21 protein-coding genes are annotated in these 20,393 nt (G+C 67.4%); 14 read left to right on the top strand and 7 right to left on the bottom strand.

Translation table 11 applies throughout. From position 1 onward, the window contains the following. Positions 1-33 precede the first annotated feature (33 nt). The 13 genes from GST15_RS07625 (at position 34) to GST15_RS07565 (ending at position 12,010) form a co-directional block, all read left to right on the top strand. On the top strand, positions 34-804 hold the full coding sequence (locus GST15_RS07625) for a lytic transglycosylase domain-containing protein (RefSeq protein ID WP_159016666.1): 771 nt from the start codon (positions 34-36) through the stop codon (positions 802-804). Next, a complete protein-coding gene (locus tag GST15_RS07620; protein WP_425482222.1) occupies positions 801-2,297 on the top strand; it encodes a dihydrolipoyllysine-residue acetyltransferase in 1,497 nt (498 codons plus the stop codon). Before GST15_RS07625 ends, GST15_RS07620 begins: the two co-directional genes overlap by 4 nt. Before the next feature lie 77 nt (positions 2,298-2,374). Beyond that, a complete protein-coding gene (lpdA, locus tag GST15_RS07615; RefSeq protein WP_159016664.1) occupies positions 2,375-4,216 on the top strand; it encodes a dihydrolipoyl dehydrogenase in 1,842 nt (613 codons plus the stop codon). A gap of 25 nt (positions 4,217-4,241) precedes the next feature. Further along, a complete protein-coding gene (locus tag GST15_RS07610) occupies positions 4,242-4,478 on the top strand; it encodes a hypothetical protein (RefSeq protein ID WP_159016663.1) in 237 nt (78 codons plus the stop codon). 276 nt (positions 4,479-4,754) lie between these two features. After that, on the top strand, positions 4,755-5,135 hold the full coding sequence (locus tag GST15_RS07605) for a hypothetical protein (RefSeq protein WP_159016662.1): 381 nt from the start codon (positions 4,755-4,757) through the stop codon (positions 5,133-5,135). Positions 5,136-5,144: 9 nt separating this feature from the next. Continuing rightward, a complete protein-coding gene (gene atpB / locus GST15_RS07600; RefSeq protein ID WP_159016661.1) occupies positions 5,145-5,987 on the top strand; it encodes a F0F1 ATP synthase subunit A in 843 nt (280 codons plus the stop codon). An 88-nt stretch (positions 5,988-6,075) separates the two neighbouring features. Next, complete coding sequence (gene atpE, locus GST15_RS07595) at positions 6,076-6,342, top strand: F0F1 ATP synthase subunit C (RefSeq protein ID WP_199268752.1); 267 nt, start codon at positions 6,076-6,078, stop codon at positions 6,340-6,342. A gap of 89 nt (positions 6,343-6,431) precedes the next feature. Further along, the gene (locus GST15_RS07590; protein ID WP_159016659.1) at positions 6,432-6,902 is read left to right on the top strand and encodes a F0F1 ATP synthase subunit B; all 471 of its coding nucleotides are present in this window, start codon (positions 6,432-6,434) and stop codon (positions 6,900-6,902) included. Positions 6,903-6,933: 31 nt separating this feature from the next. Next, positions 6,934-7,461 (top strand): F0F1 ATP synthase subunit delta, encoded by a 528-nt coding sequence (locus tag GST15_RS07585; RefSeq protein WP_159016658.1) that lies wholly within the window; start codon positions 6,934-6,936, stop codon positions 7,459-7,461. A gap of 78 nt (positions 7,462-7,539) precedes the next feature. Continuing rightward, a complete protein-coding gene (gene atpA, locus GST15_RS07580; protein ID WP_159016657.1) occupies positions 7,540-9,090 on the top strand; it encodes a F0F1 ATP synthase subunit alpha in 1,551 nt (516 codons plus the stop codon). Between the two features lie 82 nt (positions 9,091-9,172). Continuing rightward, positions 9,173-10,036, top strand: coding sequence for a F0F1 ATP synthase subunit gamma (gene atpG, locus GST15_RS07575; protein ID WP_159016656.1), 864 nt, complete (start codon positions 9,173-9,175; stop codon positions 10,034-10,036). A 55-nt stretch (positions 10,037-10,091) separates the two neighbouring features. After that, positions 10,092-11,519, top strand: a complete 1,428-nt coding sequence (gene atpD, locus GST15_RS07570; RefSeq protein WP_159016655.1) for a F0F1 ATP synthase subunit beta — start codon at positions 10,092-10,094, stop codon at positions 11,517-11,519. Positions 11,520-11,584: 65 nt separating this feature from the next. Further along, the gene (locus tag GST15_RS07565) at positions 11,585-12,010 is read left to right on the top strand and encodes a F0F1 ATP synthase subunit epsilon (protein WP_159016654.1); all 426 of its coding nucleotides are present in this window, start codon (positions 11,585-11,587) and stop codon (positions 12,008-12,010) included. Between the two features lie 109 nt (positions 12,011-12,119). Here GST15_RS07565 and GST15_RS07560 read toward each other — a convergent pair whose 3' ends face one another. Beyond that, positions 12,120-12,503 (bottom strand): GtrA family protein, encoded by a 384-nt coding sequence (locus GST15_RS07560; protein WP_159016653.1) that lies wholly within the window; start codon positions 12,501-12,503, stop codon positions 12,120-12,122. Between the two features lie 120 nt (positions 12,504-12,623). Here GST15_RS07560 and glmU point away from each other — a divergent pair, with 120 nt between their 5' ends. Further along, a complete protein-coding gene (gene glmU / locus GST15_RS07555; protein ID WP_159016652.1) occupies positions 12,624-13,988 on the top strand; it encodes a bifunctional UDP-N-acetylglucosamine diphosphorylase/glucosamine-1-phosphate N-acetyltransferase GlmU in 1,365 nt (454 codons plus the stop codon). A gap of 100 nt (positions 13,989-14,088) precedes the next feature. Here the strand turns inward: glmU and GST15_RS07550 are convergent, their stop codons facing one another. From GST15_RS07550 to GST15_RS12795, 6 genes are all read right to left on the bottom strand, one after another. Further along, positions 14,089-15,402 (bottom strand): sensor histidine kinase, encoded by a 1,314-nt coding sequence (locus tag GST15_RS07550; RefSeq protein WP_159016651.1) that lies wholly within the window; start codon positions 15,400-15,402, stop codon positions 14,089-14,091. Positions 15,403-15,404: 2 nt separating this feature from the next. Next, the gene (locus GST15_RS07545) at positions 15,405-16,757 is read right to left on the bottom strand and encodes a sigma-54-dependent transcriptional regulator (protein WP_159016650.1); all 1,353 of its coding nucleotides are present in this window, start codon (positions 16,755-16,757) and stop codon (positions 15,405-15,407) included. Positions 16,758-16,787: 30 nt separating this feature from the next. Next, the gene (locus GST15_RS07540; RefSeq protein WP_159016649.1) at positions 16,788-18,014 is read right to left on the bottom strand and encodes an ABC transporter permease; all 1,227 of its coding nucleotides are present in this window, start codon (positions 18,012-18,014) and stop codon (positions 16,788-16,790) included. Between the two features lie 8 nt (positions 18,015-18,022). Next, complete coding sequence (locus tag GST15_RS07535) at positions 18,023-19,330, bottom strand: ABC transporter permease (RefSeq protein WP_159017101.1); 1,308 nt, start codon at positions 19,328-19,330, stop codon at positions 18,023-18,025. Between the two features lie 70 nt (positions 19,331-19,400). Then, a complete protein-coding gene (locus GST15_RS07530) occupies positions 19,401-20,123 on the bottom strand; it encodes an ABC transporter ATP-binding protein (RefSeq protein ID WP_199268733.1) in 723 nt (240 codons plus the stop codon). Between the two features lie 44 nt (positions 20,124-20,167). Continuing rightward, positions 20,168-20,392 carry a hypothetical protein gene (locus GST15_RS12795; RefSeq protein WP_199268732.1) on the bottom strand — a complete coding sequence of 75 codons (225 nt, stop codon included), beginning with the start codon at positions 20,390-20,392 and terminating at the stop codon, positions 20,168-20,170. Between the last annotated feature and the right edge of the window lies 1 nt (position 20,393).

Below are 20,393 nucleotides of genomic sequence, written 5' to 3'. Positions count from 1 at the left end.
CCATTCACTGTCGTGTGTCGTCGGAGCAATCGAATGAGCCGGGCCTGGGGTCTGTCGTCGCTGCTGATCGCTGCACTGCTCGCAGCCGCCCCGGCGGGCGCGCGGACCGTGTATCGATGCGTCCGCGGCGACAGCGTCAGCCTGGCCACGGCGCCGGAGCCCGGATCGCATTGCGTGGCCCGCCAGGTCGACGACAACGCCGCGGCCGTGCCCAACCTGTGGGGCAACCTCGGCGTGGTGCAGGGCAGCCTCTACGAGCGCCAGCAGGACGGCCGCACGGTGTACAGCACGCGCAAGCTGCCCGGGTCCACGCGCGTGCTCGGATTCACCGTGCGCACGCCGCCCGGCTCCCCGGCGCACGTCGGACTCGGCGCAGTTGGCAAGCCGCAGCTGGATCGTTATGCATCGCAGTTCCGTGACGCGGCCAGGGCGACCGGCGTGGCCGATGCGTGGCTGCGCGCGATCGCGCATGCCGAAAGCGGATTCGATGCGCATGCGCTGTCGCCCAAGGGCGCGCAGGGCGTGATGCAGCTGATGCCGGATGTGTCGCGCGAATACGGGGTGCGCGATCCGTTCGCCTCCGGCGAATCGATTCGTGCCGGCGCCCGGCGCCTGCAGGCGCTCAAGCGGCGCTATCGCAACGACCTGGCGCTGGTGGCGGCCGCGTACAACGCCGGCACCGGCGCGGTCGCGCGCTTTGGCGGCATCCCGCCCTACGCGGAAACCCAGGCCTACGTGGCCAAGGTGCAGGCGCTGTACGCGCGTTACCAGGTGGCGCTCGAGGGCGACAAGTCCGCGCGCTGAGCGGCTGTCGACCCTGCGTCGACGCGATCGATCCATGGCGGTTGGCGCTTCACCCCCGCGCGGCGACAATAGCGATCCCCGACACGGCGGAGAGCCGAATGCCCGACCTGAAGGAAGCACGCGTCCCGGATATCGGTGGCTACGACGACGTACCGGTGATCGAAGTGCTGGTTGGCGTCGGCGACACGGTCCAGGTCGACCAGGGCCTGGTCACGCTGGAGTCGGACAAGGCGACGATGGAAGTGCCGGCGCCGTTTGCCGGCGTCATCCGCGAATTGAAGGTGAAGCTGGGCGACAAGGTCTCCGAGGGCGGCGTGGTCGCCCTGATCGAACCGTCGGCCGAGGCCGTGCCCACCACCGCCGCGACACCCGCAGCCCCGGCGCGCGCCGAGCCCGCCGCCCCCGCCAAGCGGGTCCAGGCCGCGGAAACCGGCACGACGGTCGAGCCGGTGGTCGTCGCGCGCCGCCCCGACAACATCGCGCAGGCCTCCATCGACAAGGAAGCGGCATCGCAGGGCACGGCATCTGCGCCGCAGGCGCCGGTGCGCTTCGATGCCGAGGCGGTGATGCCCGACCGCATTCCCTACGCGAGCCCGGCCGTGCGCCTGCTGGCGCGCGAACTGGGCGTGGACCTGGCGCAGGTCAGCGGTTCGCAGCGCGGTGGCCGCATCGGCAGGGAAGACGTGCAGGCATTCGTCAAGCACGCGCTCGCTGGCGGTGGCAAGCCGGCTGCGGCCACTGGTGGCGGGCTGCAGTTGCTGGCGTGGCCGAAGGTCGACTTCAGCAAGTTCGGCGAAATCGAAACGCGCGAACTGTCGCGCATCCAGAAATTGTCCGGCGCCAACCTCGCGCGCAACTGGGCGATGATCCCGCACGTCACCCAGCACGACGATGCCGACATCACCGAGCTCGAAGCGCTGCGCATCACCCTCAACAAGGAAAGCGAGAAGGCGAAGGACGGCATCAAGCTGACCATGCTCGCCTTCCTGATGAAGGCGTCCGTCGCCGCCCTGCAGAAGTACCCCAACTTCAACGCCTCGCTCGATGCCAGCGGCGAACTGCTCACGCTGAAGAAATATTTCCACATCGGGTTTGCCGCCGACACGCCGAACGGGCTGGTGGTTCCGGTGGTGCGCGATTGCGACCGCAAGGGCGTGCTGCAGATCGCGCGCGAAACCGGCGAGCTCGCGGCGAAGGCGCGCGAGGGCAAGCTCGGTCCCGCGGACATGCAGGGCGGCTGTTTTTCGCTCAGCTCGCTGGGCGGTATCGGCGGCACCTCGTTCACCCCGATCGTCAACGCACCGGAAGTCGCGATCCTCGGCGTGTCGAAGGCAGCGATGCAACCGGTCTGGGACGGCGCGGAATTCAAGCCGCGCCTGCTGCTGCCGCTGTCGCTGTCCTACGACCATCGCGTGATCGATGGCGCCGCCGCCGCGCGCTTCACCGCATACCTCGCCCAGCTGCTGGGCGACATGCGCCGCGTGCTGCTGTAGGGCGGGTTTCAACCCGCCATTGGCAGCAATCGAATGATGGAAATGGCGGGTCAAGACCCGCCCTACGGGAAATTCGAATGACGATTGAAATCAAGGTCCCCGATATCGGCGGTTACGACGACGTGCCCGTCATCGAAGTGCTGGTCGCGGTTGGCGACACCGTGACGGTCGACCAGGGACTGCTGACGCTCGAGTCGGACAAGGCGACGATGGAAGTGCCGTCCAGCAGGGCTGGCATCGTGCGCGAGCTGAAGGTCAAGGTCGGCGACAAGGTGTCCGAAGGGACGGTGGTTGCCGTGCTCGAATCGAGCGATGCGAAGGCTTCACCTCTCCCGCGTGCGGGAGAGGTCGACGTGCGCAGCGTGTCGGGTGAGGGCAAAACGGCTGCGCCACCGCCGACTGTCACGCCAGGCGCGCCCTCACCCCAGCCCTCTCCCGCGAGCGGGAGAGGGGGCGCCATCACCCAGGCGAGTGCAGCAACTGGCCGCAAGGCCGATATCGAATGCGCGCTGGTCGTGCTCGGCGCTGGACCCGGTGGTTACACCGCGGCATTCCGCGCGGCCGACCTGGGCCTGGATACGGTGCTCATCGAGCGATTTGCGCAGCTCGGCGGCGTCTGCCTCAACGTCGGCTGCATCCCGTCGAAGGCCTTGCTGCATGCCGCGGCGGTGATCGACGAGGCCGCGCATGCCGCGGACTACGGCGTGACGTTCGGCAAGCCGACGATCGCGCTCGACAAATTGCGCGACAACAAGGACAAGGTCGTCGGCCAGCTGACCAAGGGCCTGGCGACGATGGCCAAGCAACGCAAGGTGCGCGTGGTCACCGGCACCGGCCGCTTCGTCTCGGCCAACGAGATCGAAATCAGCGGCGAAGGCGGCACGCAGCTGCTGCGCTTCGGGCAATGCATCATCGCCGCCGGTTCGCAGGCGTTGAAGCTGCCGGGCTTTCCGTGGGACGACCCGCGCGTGATGGACTCGACCGACGCGCTGGAACTGGCCGAAATTCCCGGACGGCTGCTGGTCGTTGGCGGCGGCATCATCGGACTGGAAATGGCGACGGTGTTCCGCGCGCTCGGATCGCAGGTCACGGTCGTCGAGCTGGCCGACCAGCTCATGCCCGGCGCCGACATCGACCTGGTCAAGCCGCTGGCCCAGCATCTGAAGAAGCAGGGCGTCGGCGTGCACCTGAAGACCAAGGTCGTCGCGGCCAAGGCGCAGGAAGACGGGATCGCCTGCAGTTTCGAAGGCGCGAGCATCCCGCCGGTGAGCGTCTTCGACCGCGTGCTGGTCGCGGTGGGGCGCACGCCCAATGGCGGCAAGCTCGATGCGGACAAGGCCGGCGTGCAGGTCGGAGAGCGCGGCTTCATCGCCGTCGACCGCCAGATGCGCACCAACGTGCCGCATATCTTCGCCATCGGTGACCTCGTCGGCCAGCCGATGCTGGCGCACAAGGCGACGCACGAAGGCCGCCTGGCAGCGGAAGTCGCCGCGGGCGACGCGTCTGGCAAGAGCCGGCGCGAGTGGGTCGCGCGGGTCATCCCGTCGGTCGCCTACACCGATCCGGAAATCGCCTGGGTCGGCGTCACCGAAGCCGAAGCGAAGGCGAAAGGCCTCGACATCGGCGTCGGCAAGTTCCCGTGGGCGGCCAGCGGCCGTGCGATCGGCATCGGCCGTACCGAGGGCTTCACCAAGCTGCTGTTCGACAATGCAACACATCGCGTGGTCGGTGGCGGCATCGTCGGCGTGCACGCCGGCGACCTGATCGCCGAGGTGGCGCTGGCGATCGAGATGGGCGCCGAGGCGGCCGACATCGGTCACACGATCCATCCGCATCCCACGCTGAGTGAATCGGTGGGCATGGCGGCCGAAGTGTTCGAAGGCACGATCACCGACCTGTACCTGCCCAAGCGCAAGTAAGGGCAACCCGGCGAGAGGAACACGCATGCCCAGGCTCTACGACGCCACCAACCACCGCCTGCTGGGCCACGTCAGCCAGGCCGACATCGACCTGCTGGTTGCGCAGATGGGAGCGGAATCCAGCAAGGACCACGACTGCTACGTGGACAACGACGCCTTCCTGCGGCTGACCGATGCCGGCGCGTCATCGACGCTGCTCGATGCCATCAAGATGGCGCTGGACCTCAGCGGCGAGGCCGCCATCCGCTGGGAAGCCGACTGACTCGCCGACAAGAAAGAAGCCCCGACCTTGCGGCCGGGGCTTCGGCGGGCCTGTCGCGCGTCGACGAGGAAGTGGAGGGCAGGCCGCAGGGAAGTCGACCGTCCGGGCCGCGCGAAGGTTCCGTCCGGCGGTCACGAAATCGCCTTCCCCCTGCCTCGAGCCTGGCCGATGCGCATTCACCGGCCTTTGCGGTTGCCGCAGAAATGCCGCGCCGCTATACTTTTGCGGCTTCGCAGGGCCGATTGGCCCACCCCCGCAGCTGAACGAGTGCAGCCCGTGCACGATCCGATCGCCGCGGGCCGCCGCTCCGCGCTGCGCGCGGTGGCCATGCAGGCCATCGTGGTCGCGCTGGTCGCTGCGGCCTTCCTGTTGCAAGGTCAGCGGCACGCCCTGGCGGCCGCGGGTGGTGGCGCGGCACTGCTGGTCGGGAATGCGCTGTCGACGCTGCTGGCGTTCGGTGGCGGCATCCAGCCGGCGGGTATCGCGATGGCGCGCACGCTGGCTGGTGCGATGGTGAAGTGGTTGGTGGTGCTGGCCGGATTGGCGCTGGTGCTGGGCGGGTGGCGATTGCCGGCCATCCCCGCGCTGGTGGGAGTCGGGATGGGCCTGGTGGCGCATTCCGTTGCAATGATCATCCAAATGAACCGTAGACGTTGAGGGCCTGGTGTGAGCGCTGAAACCACGACACCGACCGCCGCCTCCGAAGGCCTGTCCGGATACATCGAGCACCACCTGACGCACAACTCCAGCACCGTGCTGGGCGGCAGCTTCCATTGGGATTCGTGGCTGGTATCGCTCGGACTGGGCGCACTGTTCTGCCTCTGGTTCCTGCGCGCCGCGCGCCGCGCCACCTCGGGCGTGCCCGGCAAGGGCCAGGCCGCGATCGAAATGGTCGTCGAGTTCGTCGACAACCAGGTCAAGGACGCCTTCCACGGCGACCGTCGCTTCCTGGCTCCGCTGGCGCTGACGATCTTCATGTGGGTGCTCTTCATGAACACCATGGACCTGCTGCCGCTGGATATCGGCAGCGGCCTGGTCACGCTGTTCGGTGGACAGGAAGCCGCCCACCACACCTTCTTCCGCATGGTGCCCACCGCCGACCTCAACACGACGGTCGCGATGTCGCTGACGATCTTCGTGCTGACCCTGTTCTATTCGGTCAAGGCCAAGGGCTTCGGCGGCTTCGGCAAGGAACTGCTGACCTCGCCGTTCCACAGCGACGGCGCCGCGGGCAAGGTCGCGATGGTGATCCCCAACGTCATCCTCAACCTCGTCGAATACCTGTCCAAGCCGGTGTCGCTGTCGATGCGACTGTTCGGCAACATGTACGCCGGCGAGCTCGTGTTCATGCTCATCGCCGGCCTGCTGGCGTCGTGGATCACCTTTCCCTTCGGCGTCCTCTTCGGCTTCCTGTGGGGCGTGTTCCACATCCTGATCATCCTGCTGCAGGCGTTCATCTTCATGGTGCTGTCGGTCGTCTACATCGCGATGGCACAGGAACACCACTGAGCATCGCGCCGCTCCAGCGTCACCGGTTCCAAACCATCCCGTTCATCCACCCGTTTCTTACCATCGCTTGAAGGAAAAATTCATGGACATGCATCAGTTCATCGCCCTCATCCAGGCCAACACCGCCGTCGGCATCGGCCTGATGATCGGCCTCGGCGCGCTCGGCGCGTGTATCGGCATCGGCATCATGGGCTCGAAGTTCCTCGAGGCCGCCGCACGCCAGCCTGAGCTGATGCCGATGCTGCAGAGCCGCATGTTCCTGCTGGTCGGCCTGATCGATGCGTCGTTCATCATCGGCCTGGCCATGGCGCTGTTCTTCGCGTTCGCCAACCCGCTGCTCGCGCAGTTCGGCTGATCGTCGCAATCCCGGATGCCCGCGCTGCGGGCATCGTCACCGCGGTGCGCATGTGGCGCACCGCATCGCCGCATTGAGGAAAGGTCGTCATGGAAATTGGCATGACTCTGCTGGGCCAGGCGCTGTCGTTCGCGCTCCTGATCTGGTTCACGGTCAAGTTCATCTGGCCGCCGCTGATGGCGGCCATCGAGGAGCGTCAGCAGCGGATCGCTGAGGGCCTCGCGGCGGCCGATCGCAGCCAGAAGGACCTTGCGCAGGCGCAGGACAAGGTCAACGAGGCGCTGAAGGAAGCACGGGTCAAGGCCAACGAGATCATCGAGCAGGCGCACCAGCGTGCGGTGCAGATGATCGACCAGGCCAAGCTCGACGCGATCGCCGAGGCCGACCGGCAGAAAGCGCTCGCCGTGGCCGACATCGAGGCCGCCACCAACCGTGCACGCGAAGGCCTGCGCACGCAGGTGTCCGCGCTCGCTGTCAGCGGTGCCGAAAAGCTGCTGCGCCGCGAAATCGACGCCGGCACGCACAAGGCGTTGCTCGACGAACTGGCCGCACAGCTGTGAAGGCGTCGGCCATGAACCGGATGACCGCGCAATGAGCCAGGCGCTGACCCTCGCCCGTCCCTACGCCCGTGCGGCATTCGCCAGCGCGCAGGAAACCGGCACGCTGGCGGCCTGGTCGGAATCGCTCGCCTTCGCGGCGCGCGTTGCGGCCGATCCGCAGGTGGCATCGCTGCTCGGCAATCCGCGGCTTGCCGCCACGGACGCCGTCGCACTGCTGTCGCCCGAAGGCGCGCACGAGGATTTCGCCCGGTTCCTGGCGCTGCTGGCGGACAACCACCGCCAACAGCTGCTGCCGGAGATCGCGGCGCTGTACGCGGAACTGCGCGACGAAGCCGAGCGCGTGGTCAAGGCCACGGTGACCTCGGCCACGTTGCTGCCGGATGCCGAACTCGACGCGATCAAGGCGGCGCTGCGCAAACGCTTTGGCCGCGATGTCGACGTCTCCACCGCCGTGGATCCAGCGCTGATCGGTGGCGCGGTGATCACCGCCGGCGACATCGTCATCGATGGATCGCTGCGCGGAAAGCTCGACCGGCTGCAATCGGCCCTGGCCGCCTGACGCCCTCGCCGAATACCTGACACAGACACTGCACACCCCCGCGCGTCGCCGCTTGCGACGCACGACAAGGAAACGAACATGGCGACCACCCAGCTCAACCCCTCCGAAATCAGCGAACTGATCCGCAACCGCATCGCCAAGGTCGGGCTCGCTGCCGAGGCCCGCAACGAAGGCACGGTGACGTCGGTCTCCGACGGCATCGTGCGCATCTACGGCCTGGCCGACGTGATGCAGGGCGAAATGATCGAACTGCCGAACGAAACCTTCGCCCTGGCCTTGAACCTGGAGCGCGACTCGGTCGGCGCCGTGGTGCTGGGCGACTACGAGAACCTGCGCGAAGGCGACGTCGCCAAGACCACCGGCCGCATCCTCGAAGTGCCGACCGGGCCGGAACTGTGCGGACGCGTGGTCAACGCGCTGGGCGAGCCGATCGACGGCAAGGGCCCGATCAACACCGCGCAGACGTCGCCGGTGGAAACGATCGCGCCCGGCGTCATCTGGCGCAAGTCGGTGTCGCAGCCGGTGCAGACCGGCTACAAGACCATCGACGCCATGATCCCGATCGGCCGCGGCCAGCGCGAGCTGATCATCGGCGACCGCCAGACCGGCAAGACCGCGGTGGCGATCGACGCGATCATCAACCAGAAGCACACCGGCGTGAAGTGCATCTACGTCGCGATCGGGCAGAAGGCCTCGTCGATCGCCAACGTCGTGCGCAAGCTCGAAGAGAACGGTGCCATGGCGCACACGATCGTGGTCGCCGCGACCGCGTCCGAATCGGCCGCCATGCAGTACATCGCGCCGTACTCGGGCTGCACCATGGGCGAGTACTTCCGCGACCGTGGCGAAGACGCGCTGATCATCTACGACGATCTGTCCAAGCAGGCCGTCGCGTATCGCCAGATCTCGCTGCTGCTGCGCCGCCCGCCGGGCCGCGAAGCCTACCCGGGCGACGTGTTCTACCTGCACAGCCGCCTGCTCGAGCGCGCCGCGCGCGTCAACGAAGCCTATGTCGAGAAGTTCACCAACGGCGCGATCAAGGGCAAGACCGGTTCGCTGACGGCGTTGCCGATCATCGAGACCCAGGCCGGCGACGTTTCCGCGTTCGTCCCGACCAACGTGATCTCGATCACCGACGGCCAGATCTTCCTGGAAACCGACCTGTTCAACGCCGGCATCCGCCCGGCCGTGAACGCCGGCATCTCGGTCTCGCGCGTCGGTGGCGCGGCGCAGACCAAGATCATGAAGAAGCTGTCGGGCGGCATCCGCATCGCGCTCGCCCAGTACCGCGAGCTGGCGGCGTTCGCGCAGTTCGCATCGGACCTCGACGAGGCGACGCGCAAGCAGCTCGAGCGCGGCCAGCGCGTCACCGAACTGATGAAGCAGAAGCAGTACGCGCCGATGTCCGTGGCGATGCAGTCGCTGTCGATCTACGCCATCGACAAGGGCTACATGGACGACGTGGCGATCAACAAGATCGGTGCGTTCGAGGAGGCGCTGCATGCGCACTTCGCCAACACCGCGGGCGAGCTGATGGACAGGATCAACGCCAGCGGCGACTGGAACGACGACATCGAGGCCGCGTTCAAGAAGGGCATCGAAGAGTTCAAGGCGACGGGTTCCTGGTGATTTGCAGGGCGGGTTTCAACCCGCCAATTGCGGCAAGCGAACGTTCGACGGCGGGTTAAAACCCGCCCTACGGGAAGAGAAGATGGCCGGCGGCAGAGAAATCAAAACCAAGATCAAGAGCGTGCAGAACACCCGCAAGGTGACGCGCGCGCTCGAAATGGTCTCGGCTTCCAAGATCCGCAAGGCGCAGGAGCGGATGAAGGCGTCGCGCCCGTATGCGCGCGCGATGAAGCAGGTCATCGGCCACCTGGCCCAGGCCAACTCCGAATACAAGCATCCGTACCTGATCCAGCGCGAGCAGATCAAGCGCGTCGGCTACATCGTCGTGTCCTCGGACCGCGGCCTGGCCGGCGGGCTCAACAACAACCTGTTCCGCAAGCTGCTGGTCGAGATGCGCAAGTGGCAGGAGCAGGGCGTCGAGGTCGACGTCGTCACCATCGGCCAGAAGGCCAGCGTGTTCTTCCGGCGGATCAAGGTCGGGATGCTCGCGTCGGTCACGCACCTGGGCGACCAGCCGCGCGTCGACCAGCTCGTCGGCGTCGTCAAGGTGATGCTCGATGCCTATAACGCCGGCAGCATCGACAAGGTCTTCCTGAGCTACAACGACTTCGTCAACACCATGACCCAGCGCGCGGCGTTCGACCAGCTGCTGCCGCTGGCGGCAACGGGCGAGGCGATCGCGCACCACGACTGGGATTACCTCTACGAGCCCGACGCCGAAACGGTCCTGGACCACGTGCTGACCCGCTACGTCGAGTCGCTGGTCTACCAGGCCGTGATGGAGAACGTCGCGTCCGAACATGCCGCGCGCATGGTGGCGATGAAGGCCGCCAGCGACAACGCGAACAAGCTGATCGACACGCTCAACCTGGTCTACAACAAGGCCCGGCAGGCGGCGATCACCCAGGAAATCTCCGAGATCGTCGGCGGCGCCGCGGCGGTTTGAGCCCCATTCCAGAAGCAGCATTCGAGATTCAGAGGACACAGCAATGAGTACCGTCATGAGCACCAACCAGGGCAAGATCGTCCAGATCATCGGCGCGGTCGTCGACGTCGAATTCCCGCGCGAGAGCGTGCCGCGCGTGTACGACGCGCTGAAGGTGCAGGGCACCGCGATCACGCTGGAAGTGCAGCAGCAGCTCGGCGACGGCGTCGTCCGCACGATCGCGCTGGGTTCCACCGACGGCCTCAAGCGCAACCTGGTCGCGGTCAACACCGGCAAGGCCGTGTCGGTCCCGGTCGGCGTGGGCACGCTGGGCCGCATCATGAACGTGCTCGGCGAGCCGATCGACGAGGCCGGTCCGGTCGAGGCGACGGAGCATTGGGAAATCCACCGCGCGGCGCCGGCGTATGCCGAGCAGTCGTCGGGCAATGAACTGCTGGAAACCGGCATCAAGGTCATCGACCTGATGTGCCCCTTCGCCAAGGGCGGCAAGGTCGGCCTGTTCGGCGGCGCCGGCGTCGGCAAGACCGTCAACATGCTCGAGCTGATCAACAACATCGCCACCGAGCACGCTGGCCTGTCGGTGTTCGCGGGCGTCGGTGAGCGCACCCGCGAAGGCAACGATTTCTACCACGAGATGGCCGAGGCTGGCGTCATCAAGCTGGAGAACCTGAAAGAGTCGAAGGTCGCCATGGTCTACGGCCAGATGAACGAGCCGCCGGGCAACCGCCTGCGCGTCGCGCTGACGGGGCTGACGATGGCCGAGTACTTCCGCGACGAGAAGGACGCCGAGGGCAAGGGCCGCGACGTGCTGTTCTTCGTCGACAACATCTACCGCTACACGCTGGCCGGCACCGAGGTCTCGGCGCTGCTCGGCCGCATGCCGTCGGCCGTGGGTTACCAGCCCACGCTCGCCGAGGAAATGGGCGTGCTGCAGGAGCGCATCACCTCGACCAAGACCGGCTCGATCACCTCGATCCAGGCCGTGTACGTGCCTGCCGACGACCTGACCGATCCGTCGCCGGCGACGACCTTCGCCCATCTCGACGCCACCGTCGTGCTGTCGCGAAACATCGCTTCGCTCGGCATCTATCCGGCCGTCGATCCGCTGGATTCCACCTCGCGCCAGCTCGACCCCAACGTGATCGGCAACGAGCACTACGACACCGCGCGCAAGGTGCAGTCGACGCTGCAGAAGTACAAGGAGCTCAAGGACATCATCGCGATCCTGGGCATGGACGAGTTGTCCGAAGAGGACAAGCAGGCCGTGTATCGCGCGCGCAAGTGCGAACGTTTCTTCTCGCAGCCCTTCCACGTGGCCGAAGTCTTCACTGGTTCGCCGGGCAAGTACGTCACGCTGAAGGAGACGATCCGCGGCTTCAAGATGATCGTCGAGGGCGAGTGCGATCACATGCCGGAACAGGCGTTCTACATGGTCGGCGGCATCGACGAAGCCATCGAGAAGGCCAAGAAGATCACCGGCTGATCCCAGCCGCGTGATGTAGGGCGGGTCTCGACCCGCCCGTGCGATCGACAACAGGAAAACGCTCCATGGCAACCACCATCCGCTGCGACATCGTCAGTGCCGAAGCCGAAATCTTCCATGGCGAAGCCGAGATGATCGTCGCCACCGGCGAGATGGGCGAGCTCGGCATCGCCCCCCGGCACGCGCCGCTGATCACCCGCCTCAAGCCGGGCAAGGTCGTGGTCACGCTGCCTGGCGGGGAAAAGCTCGACTTCGCCATTTCCGGCGGCATCCTCGAGGTGCAGCCGCAGGTGGTGACCGTGCTGGCCGATACCGCGATCCGCGCCCAGGACATCGATGAAGCCTCGGTGCTTGCGGCCAAGGCCGAAGCCGAGCGCGTGCTGGCCAACCGCGGCGAAGCGATGGACATCGAGCAGGCGCAACAGCGCATGGCCGAAGTCAACGCGCAGCTGCAAGCGCTGGAACGCCTCCGGAAGAACCTGAAGCATTGAACCGCTGATTGCCGGTTTTCCCGGCGCGCTGCACTGATCGACCCGCTCCGGGTCGACGACGGAACGCCGGCCACGCGCCGGCGTTTTCATGTCCGGATCGCGCGCGGTGCTACTTCCGGTAGACCCAGTGCCGCGAGAGCACGAATCCGACCACGCCGAGGACCGCCTCCACGGCCGGTTTCGCCAGCCATGCCCACTTCAGGCCGGCCCAATGGTCGATCGCGCCCAGCGACCATGTGCTGATCACGGTGGTCGCCAGCCACATGGTGATGTAGCGCCGCAGCTGGTTCGGGCCGATCTCGTGCTCGTCGCCGGCGAACGTCACCTTGCCATTGAGCCAATAGCCCAGCAGCGCACCAGCGATGCGCCCGGCGACGTTGCCGGGCACCACCCCCATCCCCAGGTGGGTCAGGCCGACCAGCACGCCCCAGTCGACGATCCACTGCACGCCGCCAATGAGCGTGTAATGCTTGGCATGGCGGGTCAGGGTCATTGGGATGGCGACTCGAGAGGCATCCGGCGGGCGCGGTTCATCGGGGTCTGGTGAGCGTGCGGCTGCGCATCGTAGCAGTGGCCACCGTTAGAATCGCTAGATCCCCCGCTGGAACAATCCATGTCAGCACCACTGCATGTCGTGATCCTTGCCGCTGGCGAAGGCAAGCGCATGAAGTCCGCGCTGCCCAAGGTCCTGCAGCCGATCGCGGGCCAGCCGATGCTCGCGCATGTCATCGGGGCGGCGCGCGCGCTGCACCCGGCGGGAATCCACGTGGTGCACGGCCATGGCGGTGACGCGGTGCAGGCCGCATTCGCCGGCGAGCCGGACCTGCGATGGGCCGAGCAGGCGCGGCAACTGGGCACGGGGCACGCACTGCAGCAGGCCATGCCGGACGTGCCCGACGGCGTGCAGGTGCTGGTGCTGTATGGCGACGTGCCGTTGATGCGGCCAGGGACCCTGCGACGCCTGCTCGACGCGCCGGGGCGGCTGGCGGTCCTCGCCGCGGAACCGGAACGCCCTGACGGTTACGGCCGCATCGTCCGCGACCCCGAAGGCCGCGTCGCCGCGATCGTCGAGCAGAAGGATGCCAGCGAGGAGCAGCGCCGCATCGGCCTGGTGAACACCGGCGTCATCGCCGCCGACGCCAACGCGCTGACCCGATGGCTGGCCGCACTGCGCAACGACAACGCGCAGGGCGAGTACTACCTGACCGACATATTCGCGCTGGCCGCGGCGGAATTCGCGCCGGCCGAGATCGTCATCGTCGACGACCCGATCGAAGCCGAGGGCGCCAACGATGCCTGGCAGCTGGCCCAGCTCGAACGCGCGTTCCAGCGGCGCGCCGTGCGCACGCTGTGCCTGGCCGGCGCGCGCTGCGCCGATCCCGCACGCGTGGATATCCGTGGCCATGTCAGCGTCGGGCGCGACGTGCAGATCGATGTCGACGTCGTCCTCGAGGGCGACGTCGTGCTGGGCGACAACGTCAGCATCGGACCGTTCTGCCGGCTGAAGAACGTCTCGCTCGCGGCCGGTACGCAGGTGCGCGCGCATTGCGACATCGAAGGCGCGCGCACCGAAGGCGCGGTGCAGATCGGTCCCTTCGCGCGCTTGCGGCCGGGCACGGTGCTGGCCGACGGCGTGCACATCGGCAATTTCGTCGAAACCAAGAACGCGCAGCTCGGCGCCGGCAGCAAGGCCAACCACCTGAGCTACCTCGGCGACGCGCGCATCGGCAGCAAGGTCAACATCGGCGCGGGCACGATCACCTGCAACTACGACGGCGTGAACAAGTCGACGACGGTGATCGGCGATGGCGCCTTCATCGGCTCGAACACGGCGCTGGTCGCGCCGGTGAGCGTGGGCCGCGAGGCCACGATCGGCGCGGGCTCGGTGATCACGAAGGATGCGCCGGACGGCGAATTGACGATCGGCCGCGGGCGGCAGGAAACCCTGCACGGCTGGCAGCGGCCGAAGAAGAAGTAGCGGTAGCGGGCTGTTTGCCCTTTTGTGGGAGCGACGTCAGTCGCGATTGATGTTCCCATCGCGACTGACGTCGCTCCCACAGTTGATGTCGAGATCGCGGCTAGTCCGGCAGCACCAGACTCACGCACAGGCCACCGCCGTCGCGATTCATCAGCGCGATGCGTCCGCCGTGGGCTTCGGCGATTTCACGCGCGAGCGCCAGTCCCAGGCCGGTGCCGCCGCGCTTGGTCGAGTAGAACGGCAGCAGCGCGTTGGCGAGCACCGCTTCGTTCATGCCCTGGCCGCGGTCGAGCACGTCGATGCGCCAGCCATCGACGATGCGCCGCAGCAGCAGGTGCACGCTGTCGGCCGGGGATCCGGATTCGTGCGCGTTCTTGAGCAGGTTGAGCAGCGCCTGCTCCATCTGCGCGCTGTCGAAGCGCGCGACGTTGTCCTCGATCGCACCTTCAGCGACGAACTGCACCTGCGAGCGGAGCTGGGCGATGAAGCGCGACCACGGCACGGCGTCGACGCGCGGCGCCGGGAGCTTGGCGAAGCGGGCGTAATCGCGGATGAAACCTTCCAGGTGCCGCGCGCGCTCCTCGATCGTCGCCAGCGCGATGGGCAGGCGTTCGAGTTGGCCACGGCGCAGCAACTCGGCGCCGGAATGGGCCAGGGACGCGATCGGCGCCAGCGAGTTGTTGAGCTCGTGGCTGATGACGCGGATGACCTTCTTCCAGGTCTGCACTTCCTGCCGGCGCAGTTCCGCCGTGAGCTGGCGCAGCAGCACCAGTTCGTGCCGGCGGCCGTTGAGGCGGAAATGCCGGCGCGCCAGGTGGTAGATGTCCTCGTTGTCGGCATCGCCCAGCGAAAACAGTCCGTCGCCACCACGCTCGAACGCCTCGCGGACCGCGTCGGGCGTCTGCGCGAGCAAGGCGTCGAAGTCCTGGCCTTCGAGCTTGCGTCCCTCGCCGAGCAGCTTGCGCGCCGCGAGGTTGGCATGCACGACGCGCCGCGATGGATCCACCAGCACCATCGCCACGGGGGTGTTCTGGACCATCGTGTCGAGCAGCAATTCGCGCTGCACCAATCCCAGTCGCTGGTCGCGCAGGGCATCGCCCAACGCGTTGTGGCTGGCAACCAGCGCGCCGAGTTCGTCGTTCGAATCCCAGGCCACGCCGAAGGCGAAGTCGCCATCGCGATAACCGGCGACCGTCCCCGCGAGCGCGCGGAACAGCGCCAGCATCGGTCCGAATGCGCGGTGGACGTGGTACCACATCAGCGGCGCGAGGATTCCCACGGCCGCCGCGGCGGCCAGCCAGGGGCTTGGGATCCAGTTCGCCAGCAGCACGGACAGTGCCGCGGTCGCCAGCATGTAGGCCAGTGCCAAGGCGGCGAACACCAACCGCAATGGCAGTCGCTTGCGGCCGCGCATGTTCAGTCGCGGCTCGTGCCGGTGCGATCCAGGCCGAGCCGGTCCAGGCGCCGATACAGCGCCTGCCGCGACAGGCCCAGTTCGGCGGCTGCCTGCGCCAGCACCCCGCCGTTGCGTTTGAGCGCGTCCTCGATGGTGGCGCGATCGGGCTCGTCCGCGCTCGTCGGTGCCATCGTGGGCATGGCCGGCAACCCGAGGTCCGCCGCACCCAGCGTTGCTGTCGGCGCCAGCAATGCCGCACGCTGCATCGTGTTGCGCAATTCGCGCACGTTGCCCGGCCAGCGATACGCGAGCAGCGCGCGCGCCGCATCATCGGCAAGTTGCTTTCCGGCGGGCAGGAAATGCCGCGCCAGCGGCAGGATGTCGTCGGGCCGATCCGCCAGTGGCGGCAGCGCCAGCTCGATCGCGTTGAGGCGGTAGAACAGGTCCTCGCGGAACTGGCCGTTGCGGATCAATGCACGCAGGTCGGCATTGGTCGCGCTGACGATGCGGACCTTGACGTGTCGTTCCCTGTTGCCGCCCAGCCGCTGGAAACACCCGGTTTCCAGCACGCGCAACAGCTTGACCTGGCCGGCTGGCGGCAAGGTCCCGATCTCGTCGAGGAACAGCGTGCCGCCGTCGGCGGCCTCGAACTTGCCTTCGCGCGCACGCTGGGCGCCGGTGTAGGCACCGGCCTCGCTGCCGAACAACTCAGCCTCGATCAGCTCGCCCGGCAGTGCGCCGCAATTGAGCGCGACGAACGGTCCGGATTTCGCGTTGGAGTTGGCGTGCAGGATCTCCGCGATCTTTTCCTTGCCCGCGCCATTGGGACCGGTCACCAGCACCGGCAACTCCGACCGCGCCACCTGGCATGCCAGCGACAGCACGCGCTCGGTGGCGGCGTCGGCGAAGACGAACCCGCACAGGTCGTTGTTGCGTTCCAGGCTCTGCCGCCGGCGCTGCTGGCTGTCGCGATGGCGCGCGAGTTCGCGCCGCGCCTCGGACAGTTCCAGCAGGTTGTTGACCGTCGCCAGCAGCTTGCGGTCGTCCCACGGCTTGGCCAGGTAATCGGCGGCGCCGGCCTTGACCAGGTCCACCGCCGACTCCAGCGAGGTCCACGCGGTGAGCAGGATCACCGGCAGGTCCGGATGGCGCGCCCGGATCTGGCCGAACAACGCCACCCCTTCCTCGCCCGACGTGGTGTCGGCGTGGAAGTTCATGTCCTGGACGACCAGGTCCACCGGTTCGCGCGACAGCAATGCCAGGCCGTCTTCCGGCGACGTCACCGCACGCGTATCGATGTCATGCAGGGAGAACAGCGTCTCCAGTGCGGTCGCGACCGCGGGGTTGTCGTCGATGACCAGGATCGTCGCCATGCTGCCTAGCCTACTGGACACGCGCGCGGGTCACACCGTCCGCGTCGCCACCGCGGGCGGCACCGCCGCGGCGCGCCGGGCCGGGCCGAACACCGCGATCTGTCCCAGCAGCCACAGCGTGACCGCGCCGACCGGCAGGTAGATCGCCGGCAACCGCGGCAACTCGTACTTGCCCATCAGCAGCTGGTTGATGCCGTAGGCCATCAGCATGCCGATCACGATGCCAAGCGTCGCCAGCAGGAAGTTCTCGGTCTGGAAGTAGCGCAGGATCTGTCCGCGCGTCGCCCCCAGCGCACGCCGCACGCCGATCTGGCGCGTGCGCTGCTGCACCCAGAAGCTGGCCAGGCCGACGATGCCCAGCGCCGTCACCACCAGCAGCGCGATGCACACCGCCGCCAGCAGGCACACCATCGATTGATCCTGGCGGAAGAACTCGTCGCGCATCGACTGCAGGGTCTTCTTGTCCAGGATGATGCGGTTGGGGTTGTTGCGTTCCAGCGCCTTGACCGCGTCGGCGATGACGCGGTCGCGCTGCCCGGGCGTGGTGCGCAGCAGGTAGTGGCCGCCGGCGGTGTAGGGCACGCGGATCGGCAGGATCATCGAGTAGCCGTATCCGGCGCTCTCGCCGAAGAACGCCGGCCGCACCAGCGTATCGACGATGCCGACGATGGTGATCGGCTTGTTGTCGCCGAAATAGATGTTCTTCCCGAGCGCGTCGCCATCCGGGAACAGCTTCTTCGCCAGCGACTGCGTGATCACGATCGAGTGCAGGCTCAGGTTGCCAAAGCCAACGCCCGGATCGAAGTCGACGTATTCGCCCGGATCCAGGTCGCGCCCCGCGATGAGGCGGACGCCCAGGGTGTCGCGCAGGGTTTCGCTGCCCATGTACATGGTGGCATTCGGGCCATCGACGCCACGGTCGTCCGGCTTGGTGCCGAGCGAACTGTTCCACGACGAGTTGTTGAAGGGCACCTGGTTGGCCACGCTGGCCGACACCACGCCCGGGATGCCGCGCAGCGCGGCGAGGTCTTCCCTGGTCAGCGCATTGGCGTTCTGGTCCTCGCCGATGCCGGCGATGTGGATGTCGACGATCGCGTTGTCGGCCACGCCGCTGGGCATGTCGATGCGCTGCACGCGCTCGCTGATCAGGAACACCGCGTTGCAGATGATGGCGCAGCTCAGTGCAATCTCGATCACGATCAGCGCGGCCGCGGTCTTGTGCCGGCGCAGGGTGGAAAGAATCGGGCGGATGTCCATGGCGGGCCTCACTGGCTCTTGAGCTGGATGGCGGGGGACACCTGGCAGGCGCGCCAGGCCGGAAGCAGGCCAGCCAGCACGCTGGCGGCGATCGCAAGGGCGAAGGTGGCCAGCAGCATCAGCGGATCCAGATGCGCGAGGTCCGCGTATTCCACCGGTTGCTGGCGCACGGCCCACAGCCCGAGCATGGCCAGGCCGAGCCCGAGCACCGCGCCGGCCAGGCCGACCGTGCCGGCCTCCACGAGGCATTGCGCGAAGATCTGCCGACGCGATGCGCCGAGCGCGCGGCGCACGCCGATCTCGGTCGAGCGGCGCAGGAACTTCGCCAGCAGCAGCCCGACGGTGTTGACCAGGCACACCAGCAGGAACGCGAACGCAAGCCAGGTCTGCAGGTGCACGTCGCCGGGGACGACCTCCTTGAAGTCCAGCCATTCCATCAGCCCGCGCAGGCGCACGCCGTCGGGACGGTGGAAGCGGCCGGCCGCGCGCTGCTGGTCGGCATAGTTGTCGAGGAAAGCCTTGTAGTCGCCGACCTTCTTCGCGCTGTCCAGCTCCACCCAGAACTGCATCCATTCGCAGGGTGCCGCCACGTCCGTATCGTGCACGCCATCCGGGCGCTGGTCGTAGCAGTTCATGCTGCCGCTGCGATCCAGGTTCAGGTCCATGGCGGTGGAGAACGGCAGGAAGACCTGCTCGAGCGCCCCGAACTGGCTGGTGTTCAAGTCGTAGAAGTGCGGAGTCGGCCGCCACTTGGCGAGCACGCCCACGATGCGGAAGTCGTTGTCGCCCAGGCGCAGCGTCTTGCCGACGCTGTTGCCGCCGCCGAACAGCTTGTCGTTGAGCTCCGTCGTGATCACCGCGACACGCGCGCGGCCGTCGTCGGCGGCCGCATCCCAGCCGTTGCCGAACAGGAATGGCGTGGCGAACATGGGGAAGAAATCCGCCGACGTGTACCGCGCGTCGGAGTTGAACGGGGTCATGCCCTGGCGCTGCGGCAGCACGGCGACGTTGCCGCCGGTCATCAATGCCTGGCGGTCTCCGCGCCGCGCGTGCAGCAACGCTTCCGCATCCATGCGGGTCAGCTGGTCGGGCGGCTCCTCGCCGGCGTGGTAGCCGTCGATCGGCTGCGGATCGAGCTGCGGGGTGAACAGCACACTGCTCCTGGCCGGCAACGGATCGCCGGACAACACGTGGAAGACCGTCAGTGTCGTCATGCTCGCGCCGATGCCGAGCGCGATGGCGAGCACCATCAGGGCGGTCAGCGCCTTGTTGCGGCGGAAGCTGCGCAGCGCGAGGTCGAAGTAGTAGGCGAACATGCTGCTTCCGAGCATGTTGTTCCCGAACATGCTGCTGCCGATGTTGGCGTTGCGGGCCATGGCGGTGTCCTCAGGACTGGGCTTCGGCGAGCGACGCGTGTGCGGCGCGCAACAGGCTGGGTTCGACCGACAGGTCGGTCGCCATGCCATCGACGATGTGCACGTTGCGTTGCGCGCGCGCGGCGAGTTCCGGGTCGTGGGTCACCATCACGATCGTGGTGCCCTGGCCGTTGATCTCCTCGAGCAGTTCCAGCACGCCGCGCGCCATCTGCGAGTCGAGGTTGCCGGTCGGTTCATCGGCCAGCAGCAGGCGTGGACTGCCGGCGAGCGCGCGCGCGATCGCGGCGCGTTGTTGCTGGCCGCCGGACAGCTCGGCGGGGAAATGCTTCATCCGCGAGGCCAGGCCGACGCGTCCCAGCGATTCCTCGATCCGCTGCCTGCGCTCGGCGGCCGACATGCCGCGATAACGCAGCGGCACGTCGACGTTGTCGAACAGGTTCAGGTCGGGGATCAGGTTGAAGCTCTGGAAGATGAAGCCGATCTTGCGGTTGCGCAGCTTGCTGCGTGCGTCGTCGGACAGGCCGCTGACGTCTTCGCCGTCGAGCCGGTATTCGCCGCCGGTGAAGGACTCCAGCAGCCCGGCGATGTTGAGGAAGGTCGTCTTGCCCGAGCCCGACGGCCCGGTGACGGCGACGAATTCCCCTTCGCGCACGTGCAGGTCGAGCGCGCGCAGGGCGTGGGTTTCGACCAGCTCGGTACGGTAGACCTTGGTGACTCCGCGCATGTCCAGCATGTTGATCGTCCTGTGTGTTGTATCGACGGCAGCGCGAGCTGCGATCAGTGGATGGTGAAGAGCAGTGGCAGCTCGGCGATGCGCACGTAATCGTGCTGGCGCCACGGGGTCCGAGGCGTGTGTTCGCCGTTCGCGCTGGTGCGCGGAGCGCCGTCGCGACGGGCGTCGTAGGCGAACAGCTGGTGCAGCCGCAGGCGAGCCGGCACCGCCCCGGCCAATGCCTGCGCATCCCAGTGCGGCTGCGCGGCGAAGGATAGAAATGCGTTCATG

It is taken from the genome of Cognatiluteimonas profundi (assembly GCF_009792795.1).
In the GTDB taxonomy this organism is placed as follows: domain Bacteria; phylum Pseudomonadota; class Gammaproteobacteria; order Xanthomonadales; family Xanthomonadaceae; genus Cognatiluteimonas; species Cognatiluteimonas profundi.
The sequence above is the reverse complement of the archived record's forward strand: the minus strand, read 5'-3'. Positions and strand labels throughout refer to the sequence as shown.